This window comes from Pseudoalteromonas ulvae UL12, from assembly GCF_014925405.1.
GTDB classification, from domain to species: Bacteria; Pseudomonadota; Gammaproteobacteria; order Enterobacterales; family Alteromonadaceae; genus Pseudoalteromonas; species Pseudoalteromonas ulvae.
On sequence record NZ_AQHJ01000022.1, the window covers coordinates 46,654 to 61,060 of the forward strand.

Annotated in this window: 13 protein-coding genes; 7 read left to right on the forward strand and 6 right to left on the reverse strand. The window is 42.7% G+C overall.

The features are described from left to right. Nucleotides 1-61 precede the first annotated feature (61 nt). Nucleotides 62-2,491: a VolA/Pla-1 family phospholipase gene (locus PULV_RS02380; RefSeq protein ID WP_193330841.1), complete on the reverse strand. Its 2,430-nt coding sequence runs from the start codon at nucleotides 2,489-2,491 to the stop codon at nucleotides 62-64. Between the two features lie 193 nt (nucleotides 2,492-2,684). On the opposite strand from PULV_RS02380, the gene PULV_RS02385 reads away from it, so the two are divergent. After that, nucleotides 2,685-3,428 carry a YciK family oxidoreductase gene (locus PULV_RS02385; protein ID WP_086743068.1) on the forward strand — a complete coding sequence of 248 codons (744 nt, stop codon included), beginning with the start codon at nucleotides 2,685-2,687 and terminating at the stop codon, nucleotides 3,426-3,428. 82 nt (nucleotides 3,429-3,510) lie between these two features. Here PULV_RS02385 and rluB read toward each other — a convergent pair whose 3' ends face one another. From rluB to rnm, 5 genes are all read right to left on the reverse strand, one after another. Continuing rightward, a complete protein-coding gene (gene rluB, locus PULV_RS02390; RefSeq protein ID WP_086743067.1) occupies nucleotides 3,511-4,371 on the reverse strand; it encodes a 23S rRNA pseudouridine(2605) synthase RluB in 861 nt (286 codons plus the stop codon). Continuing rightward, the gene (scpB, locus tag PULV_RS02395) at nucleotides 4,368-4,958 is read right to left on the reverse strand and encodes an SMC-Scp complex subunit ScpB (protein ID WP_086743066.1); all 591 of its coding nucleotides are present in this window, start codon (nucleotides 4,956-4,958) and stop codon (nucleotides 4,368-4,370) included. Before scpB ends, rluB begins: the two co-directional genes overlap by 4 nt. 109 nt (nucleotides 4,959-5,067) lie before the next feature. Next, nucleotides 5,068-5,877 (reverse strand): segregation and condensation protein A, encoded by an 810-nt coding sequence (locus PULV_RS02400; RefSeq protein WP_193330842.1) that lies wholly within the window; start codon nucleotides 5,875-5,877, stop codon nucleotides 5,068-5,070. A 6-nt stretch (nucleotides 5,878-5,883) separates the two neighbouring features. Further along, nucleotides 5,884-6,504 (reverse strand): L-threonylcarbamoyladenylate synthase, encoded by a 621-nt coding sequence (locus PULV_RS02405; protein ID WP_193330843.1) that lies wholly within the window; start codon nucleotides 6,502-6,504, stop codon nucleotides 5,884-5,886. Between the two features lie 25 nt (nucleotides 6,505-6,529). Beyond that, on the reverse strand, nucleotides 6,530-7,378 hold the full coding sequence (gene rnm / locus PULV_RS02410; protein WP_193330844.1) for an RNase RNM: 849 nt from the start codon (nucleotides 7,376-7,378) through the stop codon (nucleotides 6,530-6,532). A 469-nt stretch (nucleotides 7,379-7,847) separates the two neighbouring features. Between rnm and PULV_RS02415 the strand changes: the two genes are divergently transcribed. From PULV_RS02415 to trpA, 6 genes are read left to right on the forward strand one after another with little or no spacing between them, the layout of a single operon-like run. Then, on the forward strand, nucleotides 7,848-9,422 hold the full coding sequence (locus tag PULV_RS02415) for an anthranilate synthase component 1 (RefSeq protein WP_193330845.1): 1,575 nt from the start codon (nucleotides 7,848-7,850) through the stop codon (nucleotides 9,420-9,422). Next, nucleotides 9,419-10,009, forward strand: a complete 591-nt coding sequence (locus PULV_RS02420; protein WP_086743061.1) for an aminodeoxychorismate/anthranilate synthase component II — start codon at nucleotides 9,419-9,421, stop codon at nucleotides 10,007-10,009. The genes PULV_RS02415 and PULV_RS02420 overlap by 4 nt, the downstream gene beginning before the upstream one ends. Nucleotides 10,010-10,013: 4 nt before the next feature. Continuing rightward, entirely contained in the window at nucleotides 10,014-11,021 is a 1,008-nt protein-coding gene (gene trpD, locus PULV_RS02425) for an anthranilate phosphoribosyltransferase (RefSeq protein WP_086743060.1), read from the forward strand. Next, complete coding sequence (gene trpCF / locus PULV_RS02430; RefSeq protein ID WP_086743059.1) at nucleotides 11,014-12,375, forward strand: bifunctional indole-3-glycerol-phosphate synthase TrpC/phosphoribosylanthranilate isomerase TrpF; 1,362 nt, start codon at nucleotides 11,014-11,016, stop codon at nucleotides 12,373-12,375. Before trpD ends, trpCF begins: the two co-directional genes overlap by 8 nt. A gap of 7 nt (nucleotides 12,376-12,382) precedes the next feature. Beyond that, on the forward strand, nucleotides 12,383-13,567 hold the full coding sequence (trpB, locus tag PULV_RS02435; RefSeq protein ID WP_193330846.1) for a tryptophan synthase subunit beta: 1,185 nt from the start codon (nucleotides 12,383-12,385) through the stop codon (nucleotides 13,565-13,567). After that, on the forward strand, nucleotides 13,564-14,373 hold the full coding sequence (trpA, locus tag PULV_RS02440) for a tryptophan synthase subunit alpha (protein WP_193330847.1): 810 nt from the start codon (nucleotides 13,564-13,566) through the stop codon (nucleotides 14,371-14,373). The genes trpB and trpA overlap by 4 nt, the downstream gene beginning before the upstream one ends. Nucleotides 14,374-14,407 lie beyond the last annotated feature (34 nt).

Here is a 14,407-nt window from a genome sequence, read left to right on the forward strand (position 1 = left end):
GTTACAAAAAAAATAGGTAAAAAAAAGCCGCTAAAAAGCGGCTTTTTCAACTTTAAATAAGTTATTGGGTTAATAAACTACTATCGCCAACCACTAACATACGGCCACGGCTAGCTAAGAAAGTCGCCATTTGCAATTGCATTTCTGCATTAGCGCGAGCACTTTCCTCAGCTGTTGCTCCCGCTCCATCTCTGGTTGCAGGAGTCAGTAACGACCCATGATGACCTTTGATGAACTTAGTGACATATGACATAGGTTCAGCAGTCATCTGCGTTTCTGTTGCAACACTTAACCCTGCCATCGCTGCAAATGGAATGGTACTCGCTAACGGGTTGTTCATGGTATAAGGAGGGATAACAGTATCCATCTTGTTGTCCATGCCATCACCCACAACTAAGCTAATATGAACTGGAGTGCCTGTTACCTGAAGCGCTGCCGCATAGTTAGTAGAATCTGCACCATCTAAAACCGTTTGAGCTGCAAAAGTAAACTGAGTAAACGCAGCTTGAATATTAGCAATTTTCTCTACTTCACCAGCTTGCTGTAATGACGCCATGAATTCGCCATATGAACAAGTAACAAATGCTTCAGGATCTGCCGCATATGCAACACAGTTAGCTGGCACTGATTGTACAAACGCCAAAAACTCAGCTGATTCATCAGTTCCTGCAGCAGTTAATACCGAGGCTTGTATAAATGGACCAAACTCTTGTGATTCAAGTAAGAAACTTGCTACACCACCGCCGCCACTTGATAGAGACGCACTTGATACTTTGAACATTGCATCAACCATTGGATTTCCAAGTGATTGATTAGCTTGAGTCATAAACATTGGAGCGACCACAGAGCCTAATGATTGCCCCACATAGCTGACATCTTGACTGTTAATGTTTGGCACATTAATGAAATTCAACCCTAAACGCAAAGCCAATAAGTCGGCTGCAGATTGGCGAAGGTTATCACGTGCAACCAATAGCGAAGTCAAGTTCATATAATGAAGAACTGATTTTGTGGTGGCATTAAAGTCATCTTGGCCATCAGCATCAACATCTATACCACGTGTGCCATGCATTGGGTGATCAATGGCAATAGTTGCAAAGCCTTGTAATGTTAAGGCCGCAGTCACTGCAAGCATATCTTCTTTTTGACGAGTAATACCATGTTGTAAAATCACCACAGGCCAGCCACTTTCAGGCATCGCGATAGCTGGCAAACCTTGTGTTGAACGTACATAGTTAATTAATGATAAGTCACTATCAGGAGTCGTGAATTGCACTTCTGTATTTTCTAAATATTGAACTTTTGGTACAGAATTATATTTAGTTAAGTGCTTTTGTGGATCAAGTCCCAAATCACGAAGTCTCCCTTCGCTTAACGCAAAACATAGGCCATCAGCTTCACTAACCGGATCAACTGGATACGCAGCTCCAGCAAGTGCTTTATAGCCGGCAACAGTGACTGCATTGTCACATAAACCTTGCCATGTACTTTGCGCTAACGCTTCCATCCCTGTACCTTGAGGCATTTTATTGTAGATAGGCAAAGCTATCGTACCTTTTTGATACTTAACCGCACTAAATAACGGATTAATATCCGTCATACCTAAACTAGCAAAAATGTCTGCAACACTTATTACAGGTGCATCTGTATTGATTGCCACGCGCGGAAGTGCTGCAGGATTCAGCTGCAAATTAGCCGCCATTAATTTCTTAGCGGTAGACAGTGCTGTCCCTACTGATTGCATTGTCATCGCACCAGAAAAGATAATCTCTTCTTTAGTAATCATTCCACTCGATGTAATAACATTTTCATAGCTGTTTATCGCTGTTTGAAGTTGTTTTTGCGCAGGAGTAACGAGTGGAAGGGTATTGATATCTTGTTTAACTAAACTATAGGTCGAAGACGGCTTAACAGAACGACCTTCACTGTCTTTAACACCCGTAGTCAAAACATTAATGTATGATGAACCCGGCTTAAAAGGTCTTAACGGGATAATTGCGATGCTATCACCAACAGGTTTAGTCGCAAAATCTACACCATAGGTTAATTCACCAACCAATTTACAACCTAATCCCGCAGGCACAGTTGAGCAATCTTGGTCAACTAAACTTGCGCCCATTATCACTTCAAAAATTCGTACTGAATCAGGCGTCACAACAGAAGTTTGATCCAATGACACGTTGGCAGGGAAAATTAAGTCAATTACATACGGGGTTTGTGTAGACCAACCATCGAGTGCCCCTAATGCGGTTTGTGGGTCAGCATAATTAATTTGCTCAGCCGCTTCGCCTGGCATATTAAGTGTGCCATCTTTTGTGCCACCAAAAAGTAAATCATTTGGCACAGACACAACGCCATTTGACGGATCAAAGGCAACTGTTGAGGCAGGGATCACTGTGATCTCTTTATTTTTGATATCTTCGAGGCTTTCGCCTCCACCACAACCTGTTAATGCAGCGGTAATTGCGAGTGAGAGTAGCACTTTCTTCATATTTATAGCTCCGATCCCGATCTTCTTATTTTTAATAGTTATTGAAAAATATGTTCGGTGATTATTATTCAGACATTAGACCAGTTAAAGTTAACGTAAACGAAATACTTTCGCCACTAAATTTTACATAAATTCCACAACTTCATTAATTTGCTGTGATAAAATAGCACAAAATTCAATATTGGATATTCTAATGCAAAACGAGCAAAAACATCCCCTAGAACTTCAAAATAAAGTTATTTTAATTACTGGTGCTGGTGACGGGATCGGCCGTGTTGCTGCGCTGGAGTATGCGAAGGCTGGCGCAACCGTTATCTTGTTAGGTAAAACGGTCAAAAAACTTGAATGTGTCTATGATGAAATTGTTGAAGCTGGCGGTCCACAACCCGCAATTGTGCCATTAGATATGAAAGGTGCGACTAAACAGCATTACCGCGATTTAGCAGCCACAATCGAAAATCAATTCGGCCGCTTAGATGGCTTGTTAAATAATGCCGGTATTTTGGGTTCATTAGGTCCACTTGAGCACTTTTGTGTCTCTACGTTCGAAAACATCATGAAAGTGAATGTGACCGCACAGGCTGTTTTAACAAAATATATGTTTCCTATTTTGCGTAAATCAGACAATGCTTCAATTATTTTTACTTCTTCAGGTGTTGGTCGTGAAGGCCGTGAATTTTGGGGCGCCTATGCTATTTCAAAATTTGCTGTTGAAGGGATGATGCAAACGTGGTCAAAAGAAGTGACCAAAACCAATATCAGAATAAACTGTATTAACCCAGGTGCAACTCAAACAAGTATGCGTGCAGCGGCCTATCCGGGTGAAGATCGTAGCAAATTAGCCAAAGCGATTGATTTAATGCCTACCTACATGTATTTGATGAGCGATCGTTCGATTGGGGTAAATGGCCAATCAATCGATGCACAGCAAAAATAATATTTTTTACTGCCCGCTATATTAAAAAACCGCTCAAAGTCATTACTTTGGGCGGTTTTTTACTTCAGTGATTAAACAAAAATTAAGTCCGTTTTTTCACTGGCGTGCGTTGTTTATGTTTTTTAACCGCTTTACGAATGCGTGAAATTTTCGCGCGTTTGTCTTTACGTTTTTCAGGAATGACAGATAACTTAGTTTCTGTTTCACGCCCTAAATCAACTAATTTACGTAGGTAATTCACTTCCGTTAAGTTTAGCTCTTCCCAACCACCTTGAGGCATGCGTTTGCCTAACTCAAGATCGCCATAGCGAACACGAATCAAACGCGACACTTCTACATCTTGAGACTGCCATAAACGTCTTACTTCACGATTACGGCCTTCAGTTAAAATGACATTAAACCACTTATTAATGCCTTCGCCACCATGAGGCTTAATTTTTAGAAACTTAGCAGGGCCATCCTCAAGCTCAACACCTGTTGTTAAGGTTTTGAGTGTTTGTGTTGTAACTTCACCAAAAACACGTACCGCATACTCACGCTCAACTTCATATTTTGGGTGCATTAAACGGTTCGCAAGCTCACCATCATTAGTAAACAATAATAAACCCGATGTATTGACATCAAGTCGACCCACCGCAATCCAGCGGTCATCATCTAAACGCATAAGACGATCAAATACAGTCGGGCGTCCTTCAGGATCTTTGCGAGTACACAGCTCACCTTCTGGTTTGTGGTACATTAATACACGACAAATTCGCTCTTCTGGTTCTTCTATTTTAACCGTATGGCCATCGAGGCGGATGGATTGATTAGGCTCAACCCTATCCCCTAGACGTGCCACTTTACCATCGACACTCACGCGATTAGCTTCGATAAACTTTTCTATCTCACGGCGAGAGCCTTTACCGGCTCGGGCTAATACTTTTTGCAGTTTTTCACTCATTTGGACAGTTCACTCACTGAAGGGTCTCTTAAAAGCTGATCTATTTTACTTTCTTGCAACTGCGGTAACGGCGGCAGTTGCTCTAAACCAGCTAACGAAAAATAATCTAAAAATTGTTTTGTTGTTGCATACAACGCTGGACGCCCCGGCACCTCTTTATGTCCAACAATATCAATCCATTGTCTGTCTTGTAGCTGTTTCATAATCTGGCTACTGACGGTCACGCCACGTACTTGTTCTATTTCACCTCGAGTAATCGGCTGGCGATAAGCAATTAACGATAAGGTTTCCAATAACGCCCGAGAATACTTAGGCGCCTTATCAGGCCATAATTTCCCTAACCAAGGAGCCAAACTCGCATGACTCTCAAATCGATAACCCGATGCTACATTCACTAAGCATATACCACGGTCACTATAGTGTAGCGTTATTTCATCAAGGCACTGTTTAATCCGCTTTTTGGACACATTAAACTCTTCGAGTACTGATGACTTCAGCATTTCAATCGTGACAGGCTTTCCTGCCACAAAAATACTAGCTTCAATTAGTTGTGTTAATTGTTGATCAGAAATCGGGGAATGGCTCATGCTATAACCTAACAAACATCAAATGTTAGCGATGCGAAGTGAAACAAACATTTAATGGATATTATGACAGGTAATGCCAAGCAAATACATTGTTTTAATCTGATAAACGCTATTGAGGCTCAGCACCTTTCAAACGTAAATATAGTTGAGCATCAAACGTTGGCTGTACACACTCAATTAATCCTTCTTTGATTAGTTCCAGCAAAGCAATAAAGGTGACAACCACCCCGCTACGGCCTTCTTGTAAATCAAAGAGCAAAGCGAATTCTACAAAATCGTCTTGCTGAGATAATACAGATAAAATCTGGCTCATTCGCTCTCGGGTTGAGAGTACTTCGGCACTTATTTGATGATGTGTAAAGATCTGCGCTCTGGCCATTACATCTGTTAATGCCACCAGCAATTCTTTGATATTTACATCAGGTAACAGCGCGTCTGGTTTATCTTTAATTGGCGTTGGCAGCTCGACAACAAACACATCTCGATCTAAACGTGGAATATCATCTAATCCTTCAGCTGCTTTTTTGAATTGCTCGTACTCTTGTAACCGCCGGACCAGTTCTGCTCTAGGATCTTCTTCCTCGCCCGCTAGCTCTTCATGTACTGGTAATAAAAGTCGAGATTTGATCTGCGCCAATAACGCAGCCATCACAAGATACTCAGCAGCTAATTCAAGCTTAAACTCTTTCATTAACTCGACATATTGAACATACTGACAAGTAATCGAATGAATAGATAATTCAAGAATATCAAGTTTATGGCGCTTTATCAGATACAACAATAAATCAAGCGGGCCTTCAAAAGCTTCCAAAGCCACCTCAAGTGCATCGGGTGGAATATAGAGATCTTGCGGTCGCTGAGTAAACGCCTCACCATGCAAAAAAGCCAGCGGTAACACACTTTGAACTGGATTACTCATGGCGCTTTATTCAAAAGGAGTGACATCACCACAGCCAGCACGCAATATTTCAATGCTGTCTTCTGATAGGTCAATTACAGTGGTCGCTTGTTCGATTAAATAGCCACCATCAATTATTAAATCCACCTGTTTTTCGAGTCGATCACGAATCACCTCAGGATCGGACTCAGTATGTGGCTGTCCTGGCAGAATCAGTGAACATGACATTAAAGGCTCACCTAATTCTTCAAGTAACGCTTGGGTAATTTTATGGTCTGGCACTCGGATCCCAATCGTTTTCTTTTTATCATTCAATAACCGCTTTGGCACTTCTTTTGTACCTTTGAAGATAAACGTATACGGCCCTGGAGTGTTATTTTTAACCAGACGGAAGATTTGATTATCAACACGTGAGTACGTCGATAACTCAGATAAGTCGCGACACATCAAAGTTAAATTATGATGCTTTTCGAGCGCTCGAATTTTTTGAATTCGTTCCATTGCGACTTTATTGCCGATACTGCAGCCAAGTGCATACCCAGAATCAGTTGGGTAAACAATCACCCCACCTTTTTGAATCACTTCAATGGCTTGACGAATTAATCTTGCTTGTGGGTTATCCACATGTATTTGAAAAAACTGACTCATAATTTATTCATTCCTGTATTATCTTTTATCCATTTAGACTTTCTGTCGGCCATGATTGCCACACGGCTTGGCAGTCTTTGGGTAAATATAAATTTTTACCTAACTCCAACCAACTGGTCGGAAAATGAAAATCAGACCCTTGTGAACCTAACAATTGATATTCTTGGCTCAATTGGCCTAAAAACTGTCGCTCTGTGGGCGCTTGTTGAGGCTGAGCCACTTCCATTGCTTGTCCACCAGCAGCTTTATAGTCCTGCAATAACTGCCTAAGCCATTTATTCGACAATTGATAACGGCCAGGATGAGCAAGCACCGCTTGGCCACCCGCTGCATTAATTGCGTGAATTGCCGTTTGCATATCACACCACTCACTTGGGGTGTAACCTATTTTTCCACGCGCCAAAAACTTTTTAAATACTGCAGGCACATTTTTAGCTTGTCCTTGTGCCACAATAACACGCGCAAAGTGCGCTCTTGTTACTTGCGCATTGCCCGCTAACGCTTTGGCCGATTCATAAGGCGTATCTATTCCATGTTTAGCTAAGCGGATGCCAATTTCCATCGCTCTAGCTTCGCGCTTTTTTTGTTGCTCGTCTAACAAAGCCAACAAGGTATCATTGGTCACATCAATGTTTAAACCGACGATATGAATTTCAAAACTTTTCCACTTTGTTGAAATTTCCACGCCATTTATTAGTGTCAATGGTAAGTCATTATCTGCAATATATGCATGGCTTTCAGGCAACGCATTAATGGTATCGTGATCTGTGATTGCCAACACGTCCACTTTTTTCTCGATGGCACGATCGATGAGGTCCGCGGGGCTTAAGCTGCCATCCGAATAAAGTGTATGACTGTGTAAGTCGTATTTCATGGAATTAAATCAATATATTGCGAGGCATTAGTCATATAATTATAGCAGCCGTCTTGCCATAAAAGATATGCTTAAGGCGTTTATAACCAGATAGTCACTATTTGTTAAAATAATAATATACAATTGCGTAGCAAAAGCCTTGACACTAGTACCCCTTATCCTGTTTACTAAAGCCCGAATATAGACAAGGCAATGAATAATAATGAATCAATCAGTTCACACACTTTCAATCATTTGGTGGTGGCACTCGTAATCAGCGGGTGAGAACTGTCGTGTCTAACAGTTTTTTAAAACCCGCATCTTGCGGGTTTTTTTATATGCGAAATTTGAGGTTAATAATGAACAACTTAAAGACTAATCATACTACTTGGTGGTGGCGTTTGCCTTAACGGGAAGGATGACTTGTGTCTTAAGTTTTTCATACCCGCCATGACCAATGCGGGTTTTTTTGTTTTAGAGGGAATGAGTTTTGATTTTTAGCCATATAACCACCAGTCCAGGGGAAGTGACGAGCATTACGCTCGCACGTGAATACATCGCCAGCCCCTTATCTGTGTATGCAAAGTTAACTAAAAAAAATTCACTGTTACTCGAATCGGCTGAAATTGATTCTAAAGACAGTGTGAAAAGTTTAATTTTAGTCGATGCCGCTATTCGTATTGAATGCCAAGGTGAACAGGTTACTTTACATGCACAATCGAATAACGGTAGACAATTGCTGCCTTATCTTGCCAAGCAAGTGGAGCATTGCTCAGTTGATTTGCAAACCAGTAGCCTGACGCTTCGTTACCAAACACCCGCCTCTGATTTAGACGAGTACAAACGTCTAACATCGGATAATGCATTTAGTGCTTTACGTACCTGCATTAACAAAATCAAAAGTACCACAGCTCATCCATTTGCTCTTTTCCTTGGTGGTGTCTTTGCGTACGACATGGTGGCCAATTTCGAACAATTACCCGATGTGAGCAGCAAAGATAACAGCTGCCCAGATTATGTGTTTTATTTAGCCGAAACATTATTAATCATTGACCACCAAAAACAGACCACTGAATTAGTAGGCAATGTCTTTAATGGCCCCGATGTACATGCCAATTGTTTTGAAGTCGGGCAACAGTTAGAAGAACTCAATCAATTGTGCTCCGATGTGCACGAATACCAACCGTCAGCATGCCAAGCAGATAAAACAATTCATGTTGATATCAGTGACGAAGCCTTTTGCCAACAAGTCATCGAGTTGAAAAAGCATATTGTTGATGGTGACATCTTTCAGGTTGTGCCATCACGCACGTTTAGCCTAGCCTGTCCCGATCCCCTTGCAGCTTATAAACAATTAAAAGTGCAAAACCCAAGCCCATACATGTTTTATATGAATGACCAAGATTTTATCTTGTTTGGTGCCTCACCCGAGTCCGCATTAAAATACTGCGCAGATTCAGATCAGGTTGAGGTCTATCCGATTGCAGGGACTCGCCCTCGAGGAAAAAATGCTGATGGCAGCATCAATCCAGATTTAGATAGTCGTATTGAACTTGACCTACGAAACGATGAAAAAGAACGCGCCGAGCATTTAATGTTAGTCGATTTAGCCCGTAATGATGTGGCTCGGATTGCCGTCCCAGGAACACGCTTTGCAAAAGAGCTATTAAAAGTCGATCGCTACTCACAAGTGATGCATTTAGTGTCTCGTGTAGTTGGCCAGCTTAAACCTGAGCTTGATGCGATTCACGCTTATCAAGCTTGCATGAATATGGGCACGTTAGTCGGGGCTCCGAAAGTCAAAGCCGCTGAATTAATTCGCCAAACAGAGAAAAAACGCCGCGGTAGCTACGGTGGCGCGGTTGGATATCTCACAGGAGATGGTTCAATGGACACCTGCATTGTGATCCGAAGCGCGTTTGTAAGCAACAATACTGCATATGTGCAAGCTGGTGCCGGTGTGGTATTTGATTCTAACCCGCAAGCTGAAGCCAATGAAACACGCGCCAAAGCGCAAGCCGTAATTAACGCCATTCAATCTACTTTAACCGAGGTAAAATTATGAAATATAAAATTTACTTCTTAGATAATTTTGATTCTTTCAGTTATAACTTGGTTGATGAATTTGCACAGCTTGGCGCTGAATTGATTGTTTATCGAAATAATGTCAGTGCCCAGTTTATTGTTAATCAAATGAACAAAGAAACATCCCCTGTTATTTTGGTTTTATCACCCGGGCCTGGTGCACCAAGCGAAGCCGGATGTTTAATGGAATTGATTTCGTTATGTAAAGGGCAATTTCCAATGCTTGGAATTTGTCTAGGCCAACAAGCGTTAACTCAAAGTTATGGGGGCGTAATTGGTCACGCAGGCCAAACTGTACATGGGAAATCATCCAATATTAACTTAGCCGCTCACCCGGTGTTTACTGACTTAGGTGAGACGATGCCAGTGGCGCGCTATCATTCTCTGATGGCCACACATGTGCCTGAAGATTTAGCTGTGATAGCTGATTTTGAAGGGATCCCAATGGCGGTGTATCACCAGCAAGATAAAGTGATCGGTTATCAATTTCACCCAGAATCGATCTTAACCCCCAATGGCTCAGTATTACTGCGTCAGAGTTTAGAATATTTAAGCCAAGCAGGATAAGCAAATGGAAACTCTTATTCATCAATTGATTGCCCAAACTGATTTATCATTCGAACAAGCCACAGAGTTTTTCGATGCAGTAATGAAAGGTCAAGTCAACGAAATACAGCTCAGTGCAGCATTAATCGCGTTAAAAATCAAAACTGAAACAGCCGATGAAATTGCTGGTGCAGCCAAAGCGATGCGCGCGAATGCGGTGCCTTTTACAGCTAAAGCCACACACACTGCTGATAGCTGTGGCACCGGAGGCGATGGCTCTAATACCATTAATATTTCCACCACAGCGGCGATTGTTGCAGCTGCCTGTGGTTTAAACATGGTCAAACATGGCAATAAAAGCGTATCGAGTAACTCAGGCTCTGCAGATTTATTAACGGCTCTGGGCATCAACATTCACATGACTCCCGAACAAGCCTGCAAATGCCTCGAGCAAACAGGGTTTACCTTTTTATTTGCCCCGCTCTACCATCAAGGTGTTAAACACGCGATGCCAGTGCGAACAACCCTAAAAACCCGCACAATTTTTAATATACTCGGCCCACTGGCAAACCCTGCTGCACCTGAAATTCAATTACTGGGTGTCTACGACCCAACTTTATGCCTGCCAATGGCACAAACGCTGCGCACCTTAGGTTGCAAACGGGCTATGGTTGTTCATGGTGCAGGCACTGATGAAATTGCTCTGCATGGCGAAACCCATGTGGTCGAACTTAATCAAGATGAGCTGACGCAATATACCTTAAACCCGTCTGATTTTGGTTTAGAGCACTTTGCATTGAGTGATTTAGCAGGTCATGGTCCTGAATCAAACGCCAAGGCCAGCAAGGCCATTTTATCAGGAGCCGGAAGCGAAGCTCATAACGCAGCAATTATTGCCAATGTCGCCGCTTTACTCTATCTCGCAAATAAAGCCAAATCGTTCCGAGACGCAGCGGACACAGTGCGCTCTGTGTTGCAAAGTGGCTCAGCATTGCACACCTTAAACAACATCATTGAGGCAAGTCATGGCTAATGTACTAGAAAAAATTGTCGCCGATAAAAAATTAGAAATCGCCGGGCGTAAAGTGGCTGAGCCGCTTGTAAGCTTCATCAATGACGTTACACCGAGCCAACGCGATTTCCATGGTGCTCTAGCCGCGCCTGGCACACATTACATTTTAGAGTGTAAAAAAGCCTCACCATCAAAAGGGTTAATTCGTGATGTATTTAATCTTGATGAAATCACAACCGTATATAAAAAATATGCCACCTGCATCAGTGTCTTAACAGATGAAAAATATTTTCAAGGTAACTTTAATTATTTGAAAAAAGTACGAGAATCTGTCAATCAACCTCTGATAGGGAAAGATTTTTACATTGATGAATATCAAGTCTATTACGCCCGCTTACATGGTGCTGATGCGATTTTACTGATGTTATCTGTGCTCGACGATGCTCAATACCAAGCGCTTGCAACCGTTGCACGCTCACTGAACATGAGCATTTTAACGGAGGTCAGCAATGAAGAAGAGGTTATGCGTGCACTCGCCTTAGATGCAAACATCATCGGGATTAATAACCGTAATTTGCGTGACCTCAGTACAGATTTAGCAACAACTGAGCACTTACGGACCCTCATCCCAACGGACAAAGTCGTCATATCAGAATCAGGGATTTACACCCATGATGATGTAAAACGCTTGCGCCCACTGTGTAATGGTTTTTTAGTCGGCAGTTCATTAATGGCACAGACCGATTTAGATTTAGCCTGTCGAACACTGATTTATGGACAAAATAAAGTCTGCGGCTTAACTCGCACCGATGACGCTATTGCAGCCTACAACAATGGTGCAGTTTACGGTGGCTTAATTTTTTATCCTAAGTCCCCTCGTTTTGTCGATTTTGATTGTGCGCAAGCGATTGTACAAAGTGCTCCATTAAAGTTTGTTGGGGTCTTTGTGAATGCTGATGTGACTGATATCATCGAGCACGCACAACGCTTACAACTACATGCCATTCAACTGCATGGACAAGAAGATTCAGCGTTTATTGCCACATTAAAAGCACAGCTCCCTACTGGGTGTGAAGTGTGGAAAGCCCACAGTGTCGCAAAGCAACTACCCGAACTCGTTCAAGGGGCAGATCGTTATCTATTTGATACACACAGTGACACATTAGCCGGTGGAACAGGTCAACAATTTAATTGGCAGTTGTTAGATGAACAAGCTGGCTTTATGTTAGCTGGCGGACTCAATAGCCAAAACATTAAACAAGCCCGTGGCACACACGCCATTGGTTTAGACATTAACTCTGGGGTCGAAACAAGCCCAGGGAAAAAGTGTCCAACAAAAATCGCAGCAGTATTTGCAAATTTAAAGAATGAATGAGGTGAAAATGCAAAATCCAGCCTATTTTGGTGAGTTTGGGGGCATGTTTGTGCCAGAGCTCCTCGTCCCTGCGCTTAAGCAGCTCGAGCAAGAGTTTAACCTAGCTCAGAAAGATCCAGCTTTTCAAGCAGAGTTTCAACAATTACTCAATGAGTATGCCGGTCGGCCAACGCCTTTGACCCTTACTCGTAACTTGATCAGCAACCCAAAAGTCAAATTATATCTAAAACGTGAAGACTTATTACACGGTGGCGCGCACAAAACTAACCAAGTGCTTGGCCAAGCTTTATTAACGAAGCGGATGGGCAAAAAAGAAGTCATTGCCGAAACCGGTGCGGGTCAACATGGTGTCGCCACAGCTTTAGCTTGTGCATTATTAGGCTTAAAGTGTCGTGTTTACATGGGTGCCAAAGATGTCGAGCGCCAGCAACCGAATGTGTTTCGTATGAAACTCATGGGAGCCGAAGTTATTCCTGTCACAGCGGGCTCTGGTACTCTCAAAGATGCCGTTAATGAAGCAATGCGCGACTGGTCTGCAAACTATAAAGATGCTCACTACTTATTGGGCACCGCAGCAGGCCCGCACCCATTCCCAACCGTCGTGCGCGAATTCCAAAAAATGATTGGTGAAGAAGCCAAACAACAAGTATTAAAAGCAGAAGGTCGCTTACCTGATGCGGTCATCGCGTGTGTGGGCGGCGGCTCCAATGCCATTGGGATGTTTACCGACTTTATTGATGAGCCATCGGTGAAGTTAATTGGCGTAGAGCCCGCAGGTAAAGGGCTCAATACAGACGAGCACGGTGCGGCATTATGTAAAGGAACGAAAGGCATTTTGCACGGTGCTTACACTTACATCATGCAAAATACCGATGGCCAAATTGAAGAGTCGTATTCAGTCTCTGCTGGTCTTGATTACCCAGCTGTCGGCCCGCAACACGCGTTTTTACACGAAACGGGTCGCGCTCAATATGTCGCTATTAGTGATGATGAAGCATTAGAGGCTTTTCAGTCTTTAGCGCGCAATGAAGGTATTATCCCTGCTCTTGAATCGAGTCACGCACTTGCTTATGCGTTAAAAATGGCCGAAGCGCAAACTGAGGAAACCATACTCGTTGTCAACTTAAGTGGCCGAGGCGATAAAGATTTGACCCATGTTCACAGTGTATTAACTGCAGGAGGCAAACTATGAGCCGTTATCAAGCCACATTTGAGCAACTAGCCGCCAAACAACAAGGAGCGTTTGTTCCTTTTGTTACTATTGGTGATCCGAATGCAGCCTTAAGTGTTGACATCATTAAAAGCCTGATCGATGGTGGAGCCGATGCATTAGAGCTGGGTATCCCATTTTCCGACCCAATCGCTGATGGTCCGGTTATTCAAGCGGCTAACATTCGTGCTCTTGAGCAACACATCAATACTGATGCTTGTTTTGCCATTATCAAACAAATTCGTGAGTACAACACTGAGATCCCTATTGGTCTGCTGTTGTATTCAAATTTGGTTTTTGCTAAAGGGCTTGATCATTTTTATCAACAAGCAAAAGCGGCTGGGGTTGATTCAATTTTGATTGCGGATGTGCCACTGCATGAATCAAAACCTTTTCGAGTTGCCTCAAAAGCGGCTGGGATTGAACAAATATTTATTGCTACGCCAAACGCAGATGACGATACCTTACGAACATGCGCTTCATATGGTCGTGGATACACCTATTTGCTTTCGCGCGCAGGTGTAACAGGCACAGACAGCCAAGTGCAGTTACCTGCTGATGCCATGATTAAAAAGCTCGCTGAATACCGAGCAGCTCCAGCTTTACTTGGCTTTGGTGTTTCATCACCTGAGCATGTAAAAGCAGCGCTTGATTCTGGCGCAGCAGGTGCGATTTCAGGCTCTGCGGTAGTAAAAATTATCGAACAACATCTCGATAATCCAGCTGTGATGCAAGATGAATTAAAAGCCTTTGTTAGTAAAATGAAAGCAGCCACCCATCGCGCGTAAGAACAATGTATAAGCACTCATAAAAATAGGGAGC

Coding starts and splice junctions, on each gene's coding strand:
- PULV_RS02380 (WP_193330841.1), bottom strand. CDS start 2,491: ATGAAGAAAGTGCTACTCTCACTCGCAATTACCGCTGCATTAACAGGT.
- trpA (WP_193330847.1), top strand. CDS start 13,564: ATGAGCCGTTATCAAGCCACATTTGAGCAACTAGCCGCCAAACAACAA.
- rluB (WP_086743067.1), bottom strand. CDS start 4,371: ATGAGTGAAAAACTGCAAAAAGTATTAGCCCGAGCCGGTAAAGGCTCT.
- scpB (WP_086743066.1), bottom strand. CDS start 4,958: ATGAGCCATTCCCCGATTTCTGATCAACAATTAACACAACTAATTGAA.
- trpB (WP_193330846.1), top strand. CDS start 12,383: ATGCAAAATCCAGCCTATTTTGGTGAGTTTGGGGGCATGTTTGTGCCA.
- trpCF (WP_086743059.1), top strand. CDS start 11,014: ATGGCTAATGTACTAGAAAAAATTGTCGCCGATAAAAAATTAGAAATC.
- PULV_RS02405 (WP_193330843.1), bottom strand. CDS start 6,504: ATGAGTCAGTTTTTTCAAATACATGTGGATAACCCACAAGCAAGATTA.
- PULV_RS02400 (WP_193330842.1), bottom strand. CDS start 5,877: ATGAGTAATCCAGTTCAAAGTGTGTTACCGCTGGCTTTTTTGCATGGT.
- rnm (WP_193330844.1), bottom strand. CDS start 7,378: ATGAAATACGACTTACACAGTCATACACTTTATTCGGATGGCAGCTTA.
- PULV_RS02420 (WP_086743061.1), top strand. CDS start 9,419: ATGAAATATAAAATTTACTTCTTAGATAATTTTGATTCTTTCAGTTAT.
- PULV_RS02385 (WP_086743068.1), top strand. CDS start 2,685: ATGCAAAACGAGCAAAAACATCCCCTAGAACTTCAAAATAAAGTTATT.
- trpD (WP_086743060.1), top strand. CDS start 10,014: ATGGAAACTCTTATTCATCAATTGATTGCCCAAACTGATTTATCATTC.